General features: G+C 34.7%; 17 protein-coding genes. 10 read left to right on the top strand and 7 right to left on the bottom strand.

What is annotated here, in order from left to right:
- Positions 1 to 2 precede the first annotated feature (2 nt).
- Together QWY91_RS08685 and QWY91_RS08680 are read left to right on the top strand one after the other, a co-directional pair.
- Entirely contained in the window at positions 3 to 905 is a 903-nt protein-coding gene (locus QWY91_RS08685) for a patatin-like phospholipase family protein (protein ID WP_290233848.1), read from the top strand.
- Entirely contained in the window at positions 905 to 1,813 is a 909-nt protein-coding gene (locus QWY91_RS08680) for a patatin-like phospholipase family protein (RefSeq protein ID WP_290233846.1), read from the top strand. Before QWY91_RS08685 ends, QWY91_RS08680 begins: the two co-directional genes overlap by 1 nt.
- 238 nt (positions 1,814 to 2,051) lie before the next feature.
- On the opposite strand, the gene QWY91_RS08675 is transcribed toward QWY91_RS08680, so the two are convergent.
- From QWY91_RS08675 to QWY91_RS08660, 4 genes are all read right to left on the bottom strand, one after another.
- Positions 2,052 to 3,200, bottom strand: coding sequence for an acyltransferase family protein (locus tag QWY91_RS08675; protein ID WP_290233844.1), 1,149 nt, complete (start codon positions 3,198 to 3,200; stop codon positions 2,052 to 2,054).
- A gap of 92 nt (positions 3,201 to 3,292) precedes the next feature.
- Positions 3,293 to 4,168 carry a LytR/AlgR family response regulator transcription factor gene (locus QWY91_RS08670; protein WP_290233841.1) on the bottom strand — a complete coding sequence of 292 codons (876 nt, stop codon included), beginning with the start codon at positions 4,166 to 4,168 and terminating at the stop codon, positions 3,293 to 3,295.
- A gap of 153 nt (positions 4,169 to 4,321) precedes the next feature.
- The gene (locus QWY91_RS08665; protein ID WP_290233839.1) at positions 4,322 to 4,843 is read right to left on the bottom strand and encodes a DUF7935 family protein; all 522 of its coding nucleotides are present in this window, start codon (positions 4,841 to 4,843) and stop codon (positions 4,322 to 4,324) included.
- Between the two features lie 95 nt (positions 4,844 to 4,938).
- Complete coding sequence (locus QWY91_RS08660) at positions 4,939 to 6,225, bottom strand: amidohydrolase (RefSeq protein ID WP_290233836.1); 1,287 nt, start codon at positions 6,223 to 6,225, stop codon at positions 4,939 to 4,941.
- Positions 6,226 to 6,395: 170 nt separating this feature from the next.
- Here QWY91_RS08660 and QWY91_RS08655 point away from each other — a divergent pair, with 170 nt between their 5' ends.
- From QWY91_RS08655 to QWY91_RS08645, 3 genes are all read left to right on the top strand, one after another.
- A complete protein-coding gene (locus QWY91_RS08655; protein ID WP_290237075.1) occupies positions 6,396 to 8,720 on the top strand; it encodes an ATP-dependent helicase in 2,325 nt (774 codons plus the stop codon).
- Positions 8,721 to 8,831: 111 nt separating this feature from the next.
- Positions 8,832 to 9,044, top strand: a complete 213-nt coding sequence (locus QWY91_RS08650) for a hypervirulence associated TUDOR domain-containing protein (RefSeq protein ID WP_290233835.1) — start codon at positions 8,832 to 8,834, stop codon at positions 9,042 to 9,044.
- 3 nt (positions 9,045 to 9,047) lie between these two features.
- Positions 9,048 to 9,668, top strand: a complete 621-nt coding sequence (locus QWY91_RS08645; RefSeq protein WP_290233832.1) for an L-threonylcarbamoyladenylate synthase — start codon at positions 9,048 to 9,050, stop codon at positions 9,666 to 9,668.
- Positions 9,669 to 10,021: 353 nt separating this feature from the next.
- Here QWY91_RS08645 and QWY91_RS08640 read toward each other — a convergent pair whose 3' ends face one another.
- From QWY91_RS08640 to QWY91_RS08630, 3 genes are all read right to left on the bottom strand, one after another.
- Entirely contained in the window at positions 10,022 to 10,867 is an 846-nt protein-coding gene (locus tag QWY91_RS08640; protein ID WP_290233829.1) for an OmpA/MotB family protein, read from the bottom strand.
- A gap of 93 nt (positions 10,868 to 10,960) precedes the next feature.
- A complete protein-coding gene (locus tag QWY91_RS08635; protein WP_290233826.1) occupies positions 10,961 to 11,956 on the bottom strand; it encodes a glycosyltransferase family 2 protein in 996 nt (331 codons plus the stop codon).
- Complete coding sequence (locus tag QWY91_RS08630) at positions 11,957 to 12,406, bottom strand: type I restriction enzyme HsdR N-terminal domain-containing protein (protein WP_290237074.1); 450 nt, start codon at positions 12,404 to 12,406, stop codon at positions 11,957 to 11,959. It lies immediately after the preceding gene.
- A gap of 82 nt (positions 12,407 to 12,488) precedes the next feature.
- Here QWY91_RS08630 and holA point away from each other — a divergent pair, with 82 nt between their 5' ends.
- The 5 genes from holA to QWY91_RS08605 all read left to right on the top strand — a co-directional run bounded on the left by holA (position 12,489) and on the right by QWY91_RS08605 (position 17,211).
- A complete protein-coding gene (holA, locus tag QWY91_RS08625; RefSeq protein WP_290233824.1) occupies positions 12,489 to 13,493 on the top strand; it encodes a DNA polymerase III subunit delta in 1,005 nt (334 codons plus the stop codon).
- Positions 13,494 to 14,396, top strand: coding sequence for a 1,4-dihydroxy-2-naphthoate octaprenyltransferase (menA, locus tag QWY91_RS08620; RefSeq protein ID WP_290233822.1), 903 nt, complete (start codon positions 13,494 to 13,496; stop codon positions 14,394 to 14,396).
- 92 nt (positions 14,397 to 14,488) lie between these two features.
- Positions 14,489 to 15,172 carry a metal-dependent hydrolase gene (locus QWY91_RS08615; RefSeq protein ID WP_290233818.1) on the top strand — a complete coding sequence of 228 codons (684 nt, stop codon included), beginning with the start codon at positions 14,489 to 14,491 and terminating at the stop codon, positions 15,170 to 15,172.
- On the top strand, positions 15,173 to 16,207 hold the full coding sequence (locus QWY91_RS08610) for an o-succinylbenzoate synthase (protein ID WP_290233817.1): 1,035 nt from the start codon (positions 15,173 to 15,175) through the stop codon (positions 16,205 to 16,207).
- An 8-nt stretch (positions 16,208 to 16,215) separates the two neighbouring features.
- Positions 16,216 to 17,211, top strand: coding sequence for a CPBP family intramembrane glutamic endopeptidase (locus tag QWY91_RS08605; protein WP_290233814.1), 996 nt, complete (start codon positions 16,216 to 16,218; stop codon positions 17,209 to 17,211).
- Positions 17,212 to 17,232: the final 21 nt, after the last annotated feature.

The raw sequence follows: 17,232 nt of genomic DNA, 5'->3' as shown, positions 1-17,232 counted from the left end.
AGATGAAGGCATTAGTGATTTCAGGAGGTGGTAGTAAAGGAGCTTTTGCGGGCGGTGTAGCGCAGCATTTAATTGAAGAAATGGGCAAAGATTACGACATGTATTTAGGAACCTCTACCGGTAGTCTACTTATATCGCATCTCGCTTTAAAGAAAGTCGAAAAGATAAAAAAAGTCTATACTTCAGTTAACGAGTCTAGTATCTTCAATTTACGTCCTTTCTTAATTAAGCATAAACATGGTTATGATCAGATTAGTATCAATCACTTCAATGTATTACGGAATTTAGCCAGAGGCCGAAAAACGTTTGGAGAAAGCAAAAATCTCAAAAAGCTTATTTTAAATACCTTTTCCGAAGAAGAATTTCAGCAATTAAAACATTCAGAAAAAGATATTTTAGTAACCGTTTCTAACTTGTCGCTTAATGAAGTGGAGTATAAATCGATCAAGGATTTCGAATATCAGGATTTTATAGAATGGATTTGGATTTCTTGTAACTATACGCCGTTTATGAGTTTAGTGCAGAAAAACGGTTGTGAATATGCCGATGGTGGTTTTGGATCGATGGTCCCGATCGAAGAAGCCGTTAAACGCGGCGCTACAGAAATTGATGCAATTATTTTAAAGACCGAGGTTAGTCATTTTAATCGTATGCCTTCCAAAAATGTGTTCGGTTTAATTACGAATTTATTCAATTTTGTGACCGATAGGGTGGAAAATCAAAATATTAAGATTGGTAAGTTTGCTGCAGCAAATAAAGATGTAATTATTAATTTCTACTACACACCAACGATATTGACTACGAATTCCCTTATTTTTGAACAAGAAAAAATGAAGCGTTGGTGGGAGAGTGGTCTCAACTACGCTAAACTGAAGAGTGAAGAAGTAAACCAAATCGAACCCTAATGCGAGCATTGGTGATTTCGGGCGGCGGCAGTAAAGGAGCATTTGCAGGCGGAGTAGCCCAATATTTAATGGAAGCCGAAAAGAAAAAGTATGACCTTTTTCTAGGCACTTCTACCGGAAGTCTTTTGATTCCGCATCTGGCGGAAGGTAATATTCAAAAAGTTTACGATCTCTACACGAATGTAAATCAGCGTAAAATTTTTAGTTTAAATCCTTTTATAGTTAAGAAAAAGGAAGGCCGGGAATATGTGACGATTAACTACTTTAACATGTTCTGGCAGTTTTTAAAACAGAAGCGAACTTTTGGAGAAAGTAAGAATCTTTTAAAGCATATTCGCAGGAATTTTTCTGAAGAGAATTTCAGAAATCTAAAGAATCAGGTAGGCGATGTGATTGTAACCGTATCGAATTTATCCAGAAACCGAGTAGAATACAAGTCTATTCACGATTTCTCTTACGATGATTTTTGCGACTGGATCTGGATTTCCTGTAATTATATTCCATTTATGAGTCTGGCCAAAAAAAATGGTTACGAATATGCCGATGGTGGTTTAGGCTGTGTAGTTCCTATTCGGGAAGCGATAAAACGAGGTGCAACTGAGGTTGATGCCATTATTTTAGAGGCTGAAAATATGGAATACAATAAGGTTTTGGGTAAAAATCCATTCAGTTTAATGATGAATTTATACAGCTTTGTTTTAGATCAAGTCGAATATCATGATGTGATTGAAGGAAAACTTGCAGCGCTTAATAAAAATGTGAAGTTGAATATTTTCTATACTCCGACAAAACTTACCGAAAATTCGCTTGTTTTCAATAAAAAATTAATGACCGAATGGTGGAAGCAGGGCTATGATTACGCTGAGAAAAAAGTAAAACAAGATAAAGAAGCTGAAAAGAAGGCCTAAAGCTGAGGTTTAGTAGAAATTAGAATTTAGAAAAGAGAATTGAAACCGCTTCACCGTTAGAAAATGGATGATTTGATAATGTGCTGATTTGGAAATTTGATGAGGCGGGAATGAGACAATTTGAAAATGAGACTTCTCCATTCCGCTGCGCTTTGTCATCTTGCCGGCGAGGCAGGGGCAAAAAATTATACCACTATTTGCGATGAAATGTAGATATCTTTTTAGTGCCTTTCCAGAATTATTTTATTCGTTTCTTCTTCATCCCAAATAAAAATCTCATAGGGTTATATGGTCTAATTAGTAAATGATACGTTAGAACTATTATGGAAAAACATACAATTAGTAAAAATAAAATTTTCAAAGACACTGCATCTTTAGTTCCGACGACATAGTAGGCTATTATTACAATAATTGTTTGATGTAAAATATAAAATGGATACACTGCTGTGTTCATATAACTAAGTAGCTTACTTTTTTTGTTTAAATATTTCTTTCCGTAGCCTAAAATTGCTAAAACCCACATCCAAGAATTGAAGTTTATAAGACCTATAAAAAGATATGTTTGTGGTTTTTCAATCCAATTTTCCCAAATATCAAAAGGTTCCCAGCCGTTCCAACGCAAAATATCTATTAATACAATAGATAAAAAAGCAAACTTCAAGAATAAGTTTCTTTTAGATTGCACTATGTCCATTACCTGATAAAATTTAAAGAAAAGTAAACCACCAATGATAAAGAATATAAAGAAGGAGTGTCTTGCTATGTCATTTATTAAGTCGTGCGTAGTTTCATAACGAACCGACAAAAATGTATATGGAATTATAGCTATAAAGACGTAAGCAAAAATAGAATAATGCTTTTTAAAAAATGAATCTAATATCCGTGTGAATTTATTGTTCTTTTTTAATGCATAGAATAGTGGAATTGATAATATGTTATAACAAAATAAGTAAGGGATAAACCACAAATGTAACCAATGAAAATTCCCATTTGGCCACCATTTAAATTCTAAAAATGATTGATAAAATTCGATATAATTTTGGTCAATTCCTTCTAATTTTCTTTCAAAATATATTTGTGGAGCTACAAGAATAAAAGTCCAAATAATAGTTGGAATTATTAAACGCATAAATCTCTGAATGGTAAATGCTTTCCAATCTAATCGGTCCATTAAAATGTAGGAAATGTATCCAGAAACAAAGAAAAGTAAAGGCATTCTAAAAGTGGCCATCCAATAATTTATTTCCAAGAGAACATTGCTTGTTTCTGTATTTTTGATATGCCAATCCCATTCTGCCACGAACACCATAAAAACGTGATAAAAGAACATCATTAAAATGGCTATTACTCTTAATGAATCGATGTAGTAATATCTACTTGTTTTCATTCCTATTTTTTTCGTCGAAAATAGAATTACTTAAGCTTATTATGTAGAATTTGTGATGGTTGACAAGCCTTTGTGATAGTTAGCAAAACCTCTTATGCGCGTTTCATGTTTAAATTAAAATGTTCAATCATATTTCTTGAGACAGGAACGATATATTGATCAATTTGAAGTTGATAACCTTGAGCATTCCCTTTAATGTTTTCTATGTATTTACTATTTACGAGATACGAGCGATGTGTTTTAATTATGGATGGATGTGTTTTTAAATTAGCTTCTAGGTTTTTCATCGTACCCCGAATTAGTTCCTTATCCTGAGGATTTTTCTGAAGATATATTTCCAAATAATTCCCTTCAGATTTTGCGAACATAAAATCGTCTATGTTGAATTCAAAATTGTTAATTTTAATTCTGTCTTTACTATGGAAAGCTAAATTGGAATTATCGTTAATTGTATTATTCAAAGAATTTGCATTACTCCTATGTTTGTTATTTAATCTATTGAAGTTGTAAGGGATTAAAATAGTAACAAATAAAGAGCCTACTAAAAATGTATTTCTAATCTCTTCTTGCAAATAATGTAATGACCAATTGTTTTCGTTATTATAAATCAAATCCCGAATCAAATATTGACCTAGACCTACAAGGGTAAAAAAAAGTAAGATTAAAATCACCTCTTTTGCTATATTCCATTTGTGTTCGAGTCTAAATAATTTTCCTATTATAGAAAGTATAATAAGAATGATTACGGGTGTAATAGAATGAATTATCGATATCCAGAAATAATTCATTTTATGTTCTGAAAACTCGACATTAAAAGGTTCGAACGCGTAATTGAAAGAGAAGGTCATGAATAAAAAAAGAATAATAATTATTCTTAGACTTTTTCCTTCATAATAGAAAGGATATGGTTGTAAAAGAAGTGTAGTAATAAAATTCTTCACATTAGAGTAATAAAAATTTATCTGCATTAAAGAAAACTATTGATAATCTCTCTTTTGCTTGAATGATTTTTCTTCTTTGATAAGTTTTATTGTAATTCTAATCTATTATAAAATCTAATTCAGAAATATAGATCGTTGTAAGTATTTTTACGCCTTTAGTTAAAAACTATCAACTAAAGATTAAACAAACTCCTTTACTTCATTCTTTACATAAGTCAGTGCAGCAACCGTTGGTGCATCTTCGTCCATTAGAATAGTTAATACTTTTTCCTGCAGCATCGCGGCATTTTCTACCGTGTTATCTGCAGCGGTCTGTCTAATTAATGAAATAGTAGCATTTTTGGCTGTTTTTACATAATTCCAGCATTCATTAGAAACATAAATTTGCTGTGCCAGATTATGTTCAAATTCCTGATCGATCGCAGATACCAAAGTATTCGCATATTGAATTTTATCGGCATTTTCCGGGCGAATTCTAACGAGTAAATTTCCTGGTGAAATACGTTCTAAGAAAAGAGCCATTCGCTCATAAGCCTGAAGTTTTAACGGTAATGCTGTTTTTTGATTTTCCTGATGTAGAAGAAATCGGCGTCTTCGGTTTTCGTTTTCAGAATAGGTCTTAAAAAAATAAAAAGCCACGCCTCCAACAATCAAAGCTGGTAAAATGGTATAAAGTAATTGCAATAAATCGGTATCGCTCATGGTATTTGTTCTAAAATCGAAAGGTACCCTTTCTTGATTTAAACGCCAAAGTTAAAGAAAAAGTACCTTTCGGAAATTTTAGAATTTCCTGTTTATTATTGTGGCGGATTCAAATAATCCAACGCCAATTGTGTCATTGCTTTTACACCGAGTAATAATCCGCTTTCATCAATAAAAAAGTCGGGCGTATGATGTGGCGCTGGTTCATCACTGTTTAAAGGTTGTCCACCTAAAAAGAAATAAAGACCCGGAACTTCTTCCTGAAAAAATGAAAAATCTTCGCCTCCCGTAGTTGCTTTTACTAATTCTACATGATCTTCACCAGCCACCTTTTGTAAGCTTGGAAGCATCTGGCTGGTTAGTGCAATATCGTTATAAGTAACCGCAGTATTATTCTGAATTTCAATAGTAGCTTCACCGCCATATGCTTCAGCTAGTTTAGGAACCATTTCCCTCATTCGGCTTAAAATCTTTTCACGCATATTTGGTTCTAGCGTTCGCACAGTTCCAATCATTTCAGCACTTTCAGGAATAATATTAAAACGTACGCCACTGGTTATTTTTCCAACAGTAATTACCGCAGCAGCATCGATCAATTTAGAATCACGGCTAATAATTGTTTGTAAACCATCGATAATTTTTGCTGATATAAGAATAGGATCAGTACCACTCCAGGGTTGTGAACCATGGGTCTGTTTTCCTTTTACATTGATCACAAAACGTTCTACCGCAGCCATCGTACCTTCAGGTTTATAGCGGATGGTGCCAACAGGTGTTTCAGAATTTATATGTAATCCAAAAATCGCATCTACATCGGGATTTTTTAAAACCCCTTCTTTGATCATCAATGCGGCGCCACCTTCTTCACCCGGTGGTGGTCCTTCTTCAGCAGGTTGAAAGATAAATTTTACGGTACCATGAATTTTATCTTTGTGCCTAGAAAGAACTTCAGCAACGCCCATTAGAATCGCGGTGTGCGTATCATGACCACAAGCATGCATTACTCCGGTTTGTGCTCCTATAAATTCGGTAGTTACTTCAGATTTAAAAGGGAGATCATTTCTTTCCGTTACCGGTAAAGCATCAATATCTGCTCGTAATGCGACCACTTTTCCGGGATGATCACCTTTCAGCAAAGCGACTACTCCGGTTTTAGCAACTTCAGTTTCAACTTTAAGTCCTAGGTTTTTTAAATGTTTTGTGATTTTTTCAGCAGTTTCAAATTCACGATTCGAGAGTTCAGGATGCTCGTGGAAATCTCTTCGCCATTCGATCACCTTATCTTCTATAGAGGTGATATCTTTTTGGATATCGTTATCTAATTGCTGACCGTAACTGAGTAGAGAGAAAAAGGAGAGGGATAAAAAGTACAGTTTTTTCATGTAATATTGTTAAAATGGAATTGATTAGTGAGTAATGAAGTAATCTGACTAAAAATAATAAAAATTCTAAACTATTCTGAATAAGCTAATCGGTGTTTAAAACTAATGAGCTGCTAAGTTTAGAAATTGATTCATTTTGGTTAAATTCACGCTTTTAAAATTTGAAGGAATTGGAAGCTTATTTATCCGAATTGAATGATGCCCAAAGGGCACCAACGTTGCAGATTGAAGGTCCTATGATTGTAATTGCGGGTGCCGGCTCTGGCAAAACCCGTGTGCTTACCTATAGGATCGCATACATGATGAGTAAAGGTATTGATGCCTTTAATATTCTTGCGCTAACTTTTACCAATAAAGCCGCGAGAGAGATGCAGCATCGTATCGCGCAGATTGTAGGTAGAAGTGAAGCTAAAAATCTGTGGATGGGAACATTCCACTCGGTTTTTGCTAAGATTTTGCGTTTTGAAGCCGATAAGTTAGGTTATCCTTCCAATTTTACGATTTATGACACGCAGGATTCACAAAGTGTGATTAGAGCGATTATAAAAGATATGCAGCTTGATAAAGATGTGTATAAATATAAGCAGGTATATAGCCGAATTTCGTCTTATAAAAACAGTTTGATTACTGTGAAAGCTTACTTCAATAATCCTGAATTAATGGAGGCCGATGCGATGAGCAAAAAGCCAAGAATGGGCGAAATTTATCAGGAATATGTACAGCGTTGTTTCAAAGCGGGAGCAATGGATTTTGATGATTTATTGCTGAAAACCAATGAGCTTTTAAATCGCTTTCCTGAAGTACTTCAGAAATATCAAAACCGTTTCCGTTATATTTTAGTAGATGAGTACCAGGATACCAACCACTCGCAGTATCTTATTGTAAAAGCATTGTCTGATAAATTTCAGAATATATGTGTGGTGGGTGATGATGCGCAAAGTATTTATGCCTTTCGAGGCGCGAATATTAATAATATCCTGAACTTCCAGAAAGATTACGAAGGTGTAGAGATGTACCGCTTGGAGCAGAATTACCGTTCTACCGGAAATATTGTAAATGCAGCCAACTCGATTATCGATAAAAACCAGACCAAACTGGATAAGGTGGTCTGGACAGCTAATGATGATGGCCCAAAAATAGTGGTTAATAGATTGCTTACCGATGGTGAAGAAGGAAGATATGTAGCAAGTTCTATTTTCGAGAATAAGATGCAGAATCAAATGGCGAATGGTGATTTCGCTATTTTATACCGAACCAATGCGCAAAGTCGTGCGATGGAAGATGCATTGCGAAAAAGAGATATTCCATACCGAATTTACGGAGGATTGTCATTCTATCAACGTAAAGAAATTAAAGACGTTTTATCATATTTACGATTATTAATAAATCCTAAAGATGAAGAAGCTTTAAAGCGTGTTATTAATTATCCGGCTCGAGGTATTGGGGCAACAACGATGGATCGATTAAGTATCGCTGCCAATAAATACGGAAAATCGATTTTCGAAGTTTTAGAAAATCTGGATCATCTTCCTGAGATTAAAATTACTAAGAGCACGCGTACAAAGCTGGACAATTTTGTAAATATGATCAAACATTTTACAATTTTGGCTCAGAATGCCGATGCCTTTACCGTAGCCGATACTGTAGCAAAAAAGACCGGTTTGGTGCAGGAACTTAAGAAAGACGGAACGCCAGAAGGTATTGCCAGAATTGAGAATATTGAAGAATTACTAAACGGTATTAAAGATTTTGTTGAAGAACAGAAAGAGCTGGCAGATGCTAATGGTTCTATAGCAGAATTTTTAGAGGATGTGGCTTTAGCAACCGATTTAGATAAGGAAACAGAAGATGAAGATCGTGTAGCCTTAATGACGATTCACTTGGCTAAGGGATTAGAGTTTCCATACGTTTATATTGTTGGTTTGGAAGAAGATTTATTCCCTTCTGGAATGAGTATGAATACGAGATCTGAGCTAGAAGAAGAACGTCGCTTATTTTACGTGGCGGTAACCAGAGCCGAGAAACAGGCGTTTCTAACCTATACGCAAAGTAGATATCGTTGGGGAAAACTGGTGGACGCTGAGCCAAGTCGATTTATTGAAGAAATAGACGAGAAATTTTTAGATTATATGATTCCGCAGGATGATTATAAATACAAACCGCTTATCAATACCGATATTTTTGGAGATGAGGTTGATAAATCCAAACTGCGGCAAACAAAACCAAAAGCAGGTACGCCACCACCGGCACATAAGCCTACCGAGGAGCAATTAAGGAAACTAAGAAAATTAAGACCAGCAGCTACAGAGCCTGCCAAAGCTACAAATGCTATTCAGCTTGAAGTTGGTAATGAAGTAGAACATATGCGTTTCGGAAAAGGAAAAGTTCTTGGAATCGATGGAGTTGGACAAGATAGAAAGGCTGAAATAAATTTTGAAAATGGTGGTATTAAAAAGCTGCTGCTAAGATTCGCAAAATTGAAATTGCTTTCTTAATAGAGTCATTTTAGTTTTATAACCTCGGAATTGAATTATGGGGTTCAAGTTAAATTTCTGTTATTCAGATATTCTGAATATGATTTTCTTTTTACCTTGAAAAGAAAAAAGATGATTCAAAAAGGAAGTAATGTAAAGTGGGATTGGGGTAACGGAACTGCGACTGGCAAAGTAACCGAAACGTATACTGAAGAAGTTACCAAAACTATCGATGGAAGTGAGATTACCAGAAAAGGAGAGCAGGGAAATAAAGCCTTGTATATCGAGCAGGAGGATGGAAGCAAAGTCCTAAAACTAGAAAAAGAAGTTAAAAAAGCAGATTAATATATGGCAGAGATTGTTCGTATATATAACGAAAATCCAAATCCGCGTGAGATTTCCAAAGTTGTAAAAACTTTACGAAATGGCGGTCTTGTGATCTATCCAACCGATACCGTTTATGGTTTGGGTTGCGATATCACTAACAATACTGCGTTAGAGAAAATTGCTCAGATCAAAGGGGTGAAACTAGATAAAGCGAACTTTAGTTTTATTTGCCACGACTTAAGTAATCTATCAGATTATGTGAAGCAAATAGATACCGCTACATTTAAAATATTGAAGCGTTGCTTACCTGGGCCTTATACTTTTATTCTACCGGGAAATAATAATTTACCAACGGTATTCAAGAAAAAGAAAACTGTCGGGATTCGTATTCCAGATAATAATATTTGTAGAGCTATTGTCGAAGAGCTTGGGAATCCAATTGTGTCTACTTCAATTAGAGATGAGGATGAGGTTATTGAGTATACCACAGATCCTGAATTGATTCTTGAAAAATGGGATAATCTTGTTGAAATTGTTATTGATGGAGGATATGGAGATAATACTCCGAGTACTGTGATCGATATGACCACTACCGAACCTGAAGTTATAAGAGAAGGAAAAGGAAGCTTAGAAATAATGTAAGTTGAAAAACATATTATAAAAATTAAAAACCCTTAGCATCGATGCTAAGGGTTTTTAATTTTAAAAGCAATTTCAGATTATAAGATACTTGCAATATTTTCTACAAAGTAATCGTGAGCTTCTTGGGAAAGTCTTGTTTAATAAATATGGGGTAAAATAAACGAAGCTTTCAGCTGATTTCAAATACAACTCAAATTGATCGAGGGAGCTCCGCATGGTTTGATTTTTACCCATAAAGATGAGCTTAATAAAATTTTGGTAGATTTTTTGAAATCTTAGTAAAATCAAATTGATAAAATAAAAAAAGCCTCGCAATTGCGAGGCTTTTCAATATAATAAAATATCTTATTTTCTTAGTTTGAAGCTTTAGAAGCTTGCTCCATACCTTCTTCAATCATTCCGTAGAACTGATCTAGTTTAGGAAGTACTACGATTCTTGTTCTTCTGTTTCTTGCACGACCTTCAGCAGTATCGTTAGATGAAACTGGCATGTAATAAGATCTACCTGCAGCTGTCATACGCTTAGGATCTACATTAAATTCATCCTGAAGGATTCTTACCACAGAAGTAGCTCTTTTTACAGAAAGATCCCAGTTATCTTGGAACATCGAAGTAGAGATAGATTGATCATCTGTGTGACCTTCTACCATAAACTCGATGTCTGGCTTGTTTTTAATTACGCTAGCAACTTTCCCAAGAACTTCTTTAGCTCTGCTAGTTACGTTATAACGCCCACTATCGAATAACAATTTATCAGAAATAGAAACGTAAACAACACCTTTTTCAACATTGATTTCGATATCATCATCGTTCATGTTTCCAACAGCTCCTTTTAAGCTAGTAACAAGTGCTAGAGTAACAGAATCTTTCTTGTTGATTGCATCACGCATACTTTTGATCGCAAGATCTTTTTCTTTGATGCTCTCTAAAGAACGCTCAAGATTTTCAGCTTCTTTCTTAGAAAGCGTAGCAAGATCACCAACGTTGTTCAATAATGCAGCATTTGTATTATTGAGAACTTTAATACGCTCTGTCATGTCTGTTTTATCTTCAAGACAAGCGTTCAATTTTACAGTGGCGGTATTAAGCTGATCCTGAGTTTCTTTTTGTTTTGCTTCAAGTTCAGCGTATTTCTTATTAGATACGCAAGATGAAAGCAAGATAGCCACAGAGGCTGATAAAAGCATGATTTTTTTCATAACTTGTTGTAATTATTGTTAATGTTAGATTTTCCAAAAGTATCAAAAAAATATAAAGCTTAAAAGTAGTATTAACAATACTTTAGGTAGGCTTTATATTATATTTTTATAAGTCGTTTTATGCAATATGAAATATTTAAAAACAACCGATTTAATCTCAAAATACTGAATATTAGACGATTTTTCACTTCTTTTTTTATTCATTTTCGAAAAATTTGAATAAAAATGAGCATGAGCTTTTAAAACGGCTGTGAAATGGCTAAAATCACCTTGAAATAGGAATTTTAATCCCGCGGCACCGTCCAAAACCATTCTTTGTAACACAATTTTACGCATTTTTTTCTTGGGGAGGTTTTTTACAAGCATAAAAAGACTGTTTCTAAAGTTGTAATACGTCTTTTTAGGATCCATCTTATTTAAAGTTGCTCCTCCAACGTGGTAAACGATAGAATTGCCCGCGTATTTTATATTGTATCCAAAATTTTTAATTCTCCAGCATAAATCAATTTCTTCCTGGTGGGCAAAGAAATCTTCATCAAAACCTCCAATTTGCTCAAACACTTTATTTCTAATCGCTAAGCAGGCACCACTAGCCCAAAAAATTTCAGCATTATCATTAAACTGTCCGTAATCTTTTTCAACCGAATCGAATATTCTTCCACGACAATAGGGATAACCAAACTTATCAATAAAACCTCCGGCTGCACCAGCATATTCAAAATGATCTTTCTTTTTATAATCTAAGATCTTTGGCTGTGCTACAGCGGTTTTAGAATCTTTGCTGAAAATATCTAAAATCGGTTCTAACCAATTTTTGGTAACTTCAATATCACTATTTAAAAGGATCAAGATTTCTTCGGAAAGATGCTTCAGGGCATCATTATATCCTTTAGCATATCCTCCGTTTTCTTTATTCTGAATAATTTTTACTTCAGGATAATTATTCCGTAGAAATTCTATCGAATCATCGGTTGAAGCATTATCGGCGACATAAATAGTTGCTTCCGTAGAAAATTGAATGACCGATGGTAAAAACTGTTTAAGCAAGTCTTTCCCATTCCAGTTTAAAATAACAACTGCTACTTTCATTTATGCTTGTTTATATGCCGGGATTTCTGGTAAAAACTGATATTCTCCTGCTTCGTAATCCATTTTGCAATAATAATGCAACAATCCATTGGTGACCATTAAATAATCTGCATTTAAAGTCATGTTATATTGTGCAATTTGATCGAAAACATTTTGTGTGATTTTAATATGCGGTGCTTTACACTCTACAATTAGATGAATACTTCCGTCACTATTATAAACTACTGCATCGTAACGCTTGATTAACTTACCTAGCTTCAGTTGCTTCTCTACATTAATCAAACTTTTAGGAAATTCTCTTTCTTTTATTAAGAATTGTACACAGTGTTGGCGCACCCATTCCTCTGGAGTTAGAATTATAAATTTTTTCCGCAGTTCGTCAAAAACAGCTATTTTATTTTGACTATTTTTGAACCTGAAATTATATTTTGGAAAATTGAGGTCGATCATAGACCCCAAAAATACTAAAGAATACAACATCCAAAAGCCTTTAGAGGTAAAACTAATTTCAGCCTAAAAGTTTCTTTTCTGCATGGACGACGCTAAACAGATTGTTACCGATATTAAAAACGGAAAGATTGCGCCTATTTATCTTTTGATGGGTGACGAACCTTATTTTGTAGATAAAGTTGCCGATTATATTGAAGATCATTTGCTACAGGAAGACGAAAAAGGCTTCAACCAGATAATCATGTACGGTAGGGATACCAATCCCGATGAAATTGTAGGAAATGCCAAACGTTATCCTATGATGGCCGAGCGGCAGGTGGTAATCGTTAAAGAAGCACAGGATTTATCACGAACGATAGATAAATTGAGCGATTATGCCGAGAATCCACAACCGACTACGGTTTTAGTTTTATGTTACAAGCACAAAACACTAGATAAACGTAAGAAGGTCTATAAAACCATCAAAAAGAGCGGAGTAATTTTAGATAGTAAAAAGCTTTATGAAAATCAGGTTTCCGATTGGATAGTAAAGAATTTAAAATCTAGAGGCTTGGGAATTTCACCTAAAGCTTCGCAAATGCTGGTAGAATTTTTAGGTACAGATTTGGGTAAAATCGATAACGAGTTACAAAAACTGCAATTGGTTTGTGAAAAAGGAACCGAAGTTACTCCAGAGCTCATCGAACAAAATATAGGTATTAGTAAAGATTTCAATAATTTTGAGCTGCGTAAAGCTGTTGGCCTTAAAGACGAAATTAAAGCCCATCGCATCATAAATTACTTTTCTCAGAATCCTAAGGACAACCCTTTAGTAGTAACAATTTCACTATTGTTCTCTTACTTTTCACAAATTTTGCAATATCATGGATTGCCCGATAAATCTAAAATGAATGTGGCAAAACAACTAAAAGTGAATCCCTATTTTGTAAATGACTATACGGTGGCAGCTAGAAATTATCCGATGAAAAAAGTGAGCTACGCCATTAGTGTTTTGCAAGAGGCCGATGTAAAGAGTAAGGGAGTGGGAGCAGTAAACTTATCCTCGGGAGATCTTTTAAAAGAAGTTTTAGTAAAAATTATGCGTTAAATGAAGAAAATAAATTCCTGGGTAAATGCTGCCCGATTACGAACGTTGCCTTTATCACTTTCGGGTATTTTAGTAGGAACTGCAATCGCTGCCCAGCAAGGATATTTTAATTTAGGTATTTTCTCGTTAGCACTTGCGACAACTTTAGGATTACAGGTTTTATCTAATTTCGCCAATGATTATGGCGACGGAGTAAAAGGAACCGATAACGATGAGCGTATTGGTCCTCAGCGAGCCATACAAAGCGGCTTAATTACACATGCTGAAATGAAGAACGGCATTATTGCGACTTCTATTCTTACATTTATACTGGCTGTGTTATTAATATATGCTTCGTTTGGAAGAGAAAATTTTTTATATAGCTTGGTTTTTATAGGATTAGGTGTAGCTTCTATAGTCGCTGCGATTAAATATACAGTTGGCAATTCGGCTTATGGATATCGCGGTTTAGGCGATATATTCGTATTTATTTTCTTCGGAATTGTAGGAGTTTTTGGCTCCTTTTTTCTGTATGCGAATAATTTAGAATGGACAGTGCTAATGCCTGCTGCGGCAATCGGACTATTAAGTGCAGGAGTACTTAATCTTAATAATATGCGAGATCGTATTCCAGATGAAAAATCAGGTAAAATCACGCTAGCGGTAAAATTGGGCCAAAAAGCAGCCAAAACCTATCATTATTTTCTAATTCTTGGTGCTATATTATTGATGGTAATTTACTCCGCATTATTTTATGGGGGTTGGGATGATCTTATTTTTTATGTCACTTTCATTCCACTTGTGCTTCATATAAAAAGAGTAATGCAAAACGAGTCTCCGGCTTTGCTAGATCCTGAATTAAAAATATTGGCACTATGTACTTTCGCAATGTCCATATTGTTTGGTTTAGGGCAAATATTTTAAGTTGAAGTTTAACAAAATTATAGAATTCTAAATTCGGCTTCTCTTTAACTCAATTTGTATTTTAGAAGCAATTCAAAAAAAAGAAATTGATTATGGAACTTACTTTTTACGGTCAAAATTGTCTTGGCCTCACAATAGGAGCTATTAATGTAATTGTCGATCCTTTTATATCAGGGAACGAGAATGCAAAGGGAAAGGTAGAATTAGATACCATTAAAGCAGATTTTATTTTGGTTACCCATGCGCACCAAGATCATGTGCTAGATGTGGAAACCGTTGCTAAGAATAACCCGAAAGCTGTAATTGTTAGTAATGCTGAAATTGCTTCCTATTACGAAGAGAAAGGATTTAATGTTCATCCTATGAATCACGGCGGAAGCTGGAATTTTGACTTCGGAAAAGTAAAATACGTACAAGCTTGGCATAGTAGTACCTTCCCAGATGGGGCTTCAGGTGGTTTGCCAGGAGGTTTTGTAATTCAAACGGGAGAAAAAAATCTATATATTGCCGGAGATACTGCGCTAAGTATGGATATGAAGTTAATTCCGTTATTTACCAAGCTTGATTTAGCTGTGTTGCCAATTGGCGATAACTTTACTATGGGAGTCGATGAAGCTATAGTAGCCAGTGATTTTATTGAATGTGATCGTATCGTAGGCTGTCATTATGATACCTTTGGATATATTGAAATAGATCATGCTGAATCTAAAAAGAAATTTGCCGATAAAGGAAAAGAACTCCTTTTAATGGAAATTGGAGAAAAGATGAGTGTATAAATGCAAGCAACATATAAAAAACATATTTTAGAATTTAAACGCCCCAGTGGAACTTCCCGGGGCGTTCTTACTGTTAAGGAAACCTGGTTTATCAAAATTGAAAATGGCAATAATTTGGGTTATGGGGAATGTGGAATCTTAAGAGGATTAAGTATCGACGATCGCCCAGATTATGAACAACAGTTGAAGTGGGCTTGCGATAATATCGAATTAGGAAAAGATAAACTTTGGGCAGAATTAATAGAATTCCCTAGTATTCAATTCGGGATAGAGATGGCGTTTCAATCTTTAGAAAGTAAATCTAAATTCGATTTATTTCCTTCCCCTTTTACTCAGGGCAAAGACGCGATAGCTATTAATGGTTTAATATGGATGGGCGAGAAGACTTTTATGAAATCTCAGATTGAAGATAAATTGAAGTCAGGTTTCAATTGCATAAAAATGAAAATCGGAGCCATCGATTTTGAAACTGAGTTAGAATTGCTGAAGTATATTCGCTCGCAATATTCCGCAGAAGAAATAGAACTACGTGTTGATGCCAACGGTGCTTTTGATCCTAAAAATGCATTAGAAAAATTAAAGCATTTAAGTGAATTAGATCTTCACAGTATTGAGCAGCCGATAAAGCAGGGAAATTTGGAAGAAATGGCAAAGCTTTGTGATGAAACTCCGTTGCCTATTGCTTTGGATGAAGAACTAATAGGCGTTTTTGATGTAACAAAAAAGGAGAAATTGCTACAAACTATACAGCCACAATACTTAATTTTTAAACCGAGTTTGATCGGTGGTTTCAAAGGAACTCAACAATGGATAGATCTGGCAGAAGCTAATAATATTGGTTGGTGGAATACAAGCGCTTTAGAAAGTAATATTGGGCTAAATGCGATTTCACAGTTTACCTACGAACAGAAGGTAAGAATGCCACAAGGATTAGGAACGGGAAGTTTGTACACCAACAATATAGAAAGTCCATTAGAGGTAAAAAACGGAGAAATTAGTTATAATCCCAACAATACCTGGGATTTCAATTTTTAAATTAAAGAATGTATATAGAGCAGGCCTTTAAAGGCAAGAGCAGCGGTGCAAGGTATTTATTTGGTACGATAGCAATTTTTTTTAGTTGGGTTATTTTACAAACTCTTCCATTTATTATTGCTTTAGGGTTCAAATATGGCTATAATGAAAAACTGATAGCTGTTTTTTCCGACCAGAATCGAATGATGTCTGATTTTAGTAGCAATACCACTTTTTTCTTTATGTTGTTGGGTTTTGCTTTATCTCTATTAGTACTCTTTTTGTTAAACGAGGGGATTCATAAAAATAGCATCACCAACCTAACAACCAGCAGAAATAAGATAGATTGGAGTAGATTTTGGTTTTCATTTTCTACCATAGCCATATTAAATGTAATATTGATTTTAGTAGATTATTTCTTCGTAAGTCCCGATGATTACGTCTTTAATTTCAATTTGGTTCCTTTTCTGATTTTAATGCTTATTGCAGTTGTATTTGTACCACTGCAAACTAGTTTTGAGGAATATTTCTTCAGAGGTTATTTAATGCAGGGAATAGGAATAAAAACGGGCTATCGCTGGATTCCATTAGTGATTACTTCTTTTATTTTTGGAGCAATGCATTATGCAAATCCAGAAGTGACGCAGATGGGAGATTTAGTAATGGTTTCATATTTTGGAACTGCAATTATGCTGGGTGTCATGACGCTGATGGATGAGGGATTAGAACTTTCTTTAGGTTTTCACGCCGCAAATAACCTTGTAGCTTCGTTATTGGTTACTGCAGATTGGACAGCATTTAACACTGAATCTATTTTAAGAGATATTTCTAATCCTACTGCAGATTGGGAAGTCTGGATTGGGGCATTAGTTATAAATCCTATTATTTTACTAATCTACGCTAAGCGGTATAAATGGAATAACTGGGGAACTCGTCTATTCGGTAAAGTACAACAACCTATCGTTTCACAGGTTTCTGAGATAAATGATATTGAAGATTTGTCAGAAATTAAGAAAGATTACTAAAAATTAATTAAATTTAAATAA

This window comes from Zunongwangia endophytica (assembly GCF_030409505.1).
GTDB classification, from domain to species: domain Bacteria; phylum Bacteroidota; class Bacteroidia; order Flavobacteriales; family Flavobacteriaceae; genus Zunongwangia; species Zunongwangia endophytica.
This window is presented reverse-complemented; position numbering and strand designations above follow the sequence as displayed.

Bases quoted from the DNA above. Each gene is read 5' to 3' on its own strand.
- QWY91_RS08640 (WP_290233829.1), bottom strand. From the start codon at position 10,867: ATGAAAAAAATCATGCTTTTATCAGCCTCTGTGGCTATCTTGCTTTCA.
- QWY91_RS08675 (WP_290233844.1), bottom strand. From the start codon at position 3,200: ATGAAAACAAGTAGATATTACTACATCGATTCATTAAGAGTAATAGCC.
- QWY91_RS08680 (WP_290233846.1), top strand. From the start codon at position 905: ATGCGAGCATTGGTGATTTCGGGCGGCGGCAGTAAAGGAGCATTTGCA.
- QWY91_RS08660 (WP_290233836.1), bottom strand. From the start codon at position 6,225: ATGAAAAAACTGTACTTTTTATCCCTCTCCTTTTTCTCTCTACTCAGT.
- menA (WP_290233822.1), top strand. From the start codon at position 13,494: ATGAAGAAAATAAATTCCTGGGTAAATGCTGCCCGATTACGAACGTTG.
- QWY91_RS08610 (WP_290233817.1), top strand. From the start codon at position 15,173: ATGCAAGCAACATATAAAAAACATATTTTAGAATTTAAACGCCCCAGT.
- QWY91_RS08645 (WP_290233832.1), top strand. From the start codon at position 9,048: ATGGCAGAGATTGTTCGTATATATAACGAAAATCCAAATCCGCGTGAG.
- QWY91_RS08615 (WP_290233818.1), top strand. From the start codon at position 14,489: ATGGAACTTACTTTTTACGGTCAAAATTGTCTTGGCCTCACAATAGGA.
- QWY91_RS08605 (WP_290233814.1), top strand. From the start codon at position 16,216: ATGTATATAGAGCAGGCCTTTAAAGGCAAGAGCAGCGGTGCAAGGTAT.
- QWY91_RS08685 (WP_290233848.1), top strand. From the start codon at position 3: ATGAAGGCATTAGTGATTTCAGGAGGTGGTAGTAAAGGAGCTTTTGCG.
- holA (WP_290233824.1), top strand. From the start codon at position 12,489: ATGGACGACGCTAAACAGATTGTTACCGATATTAAAAACGGAAAGATT.
- QWY91_RS08670 (WP_290233841.1), bottom strand. From the start codon at position 4,168: ATGCAGATAAATTTTTATTACTCTAATGTGAAGAATTTTATTACTACA.
- QWY91_RS08650 (WP_290233835.1), top strand. From the start codon at position 8,832: ATGATTCAAAAAGGAAGTAATGTAAAGTGGGATTGGGGTAACGGAACT.
- QWY91_RS08665 (WP_290233839.1), bottom strand. From the start codon at position 4,843: ATGAGCGATACCGATTTATTGCAATTACTTTATACCATTTTACCAGCT.
- QWY91_RS08635 (WP_290233826.1), bottom strand. From the start codon at position 11,956: ATGAAAGTAGCAGTTGTTATTTTAAACTGGAATGGGAAAGACTTGCTT.
- QWY91_RS08630 (WP_290237074.1), bottom strand. From the start codon at position 12,406: ATGATCGACCTCAATTTTCCAAAATATAATTTCAGGTTCAAAAATAGT.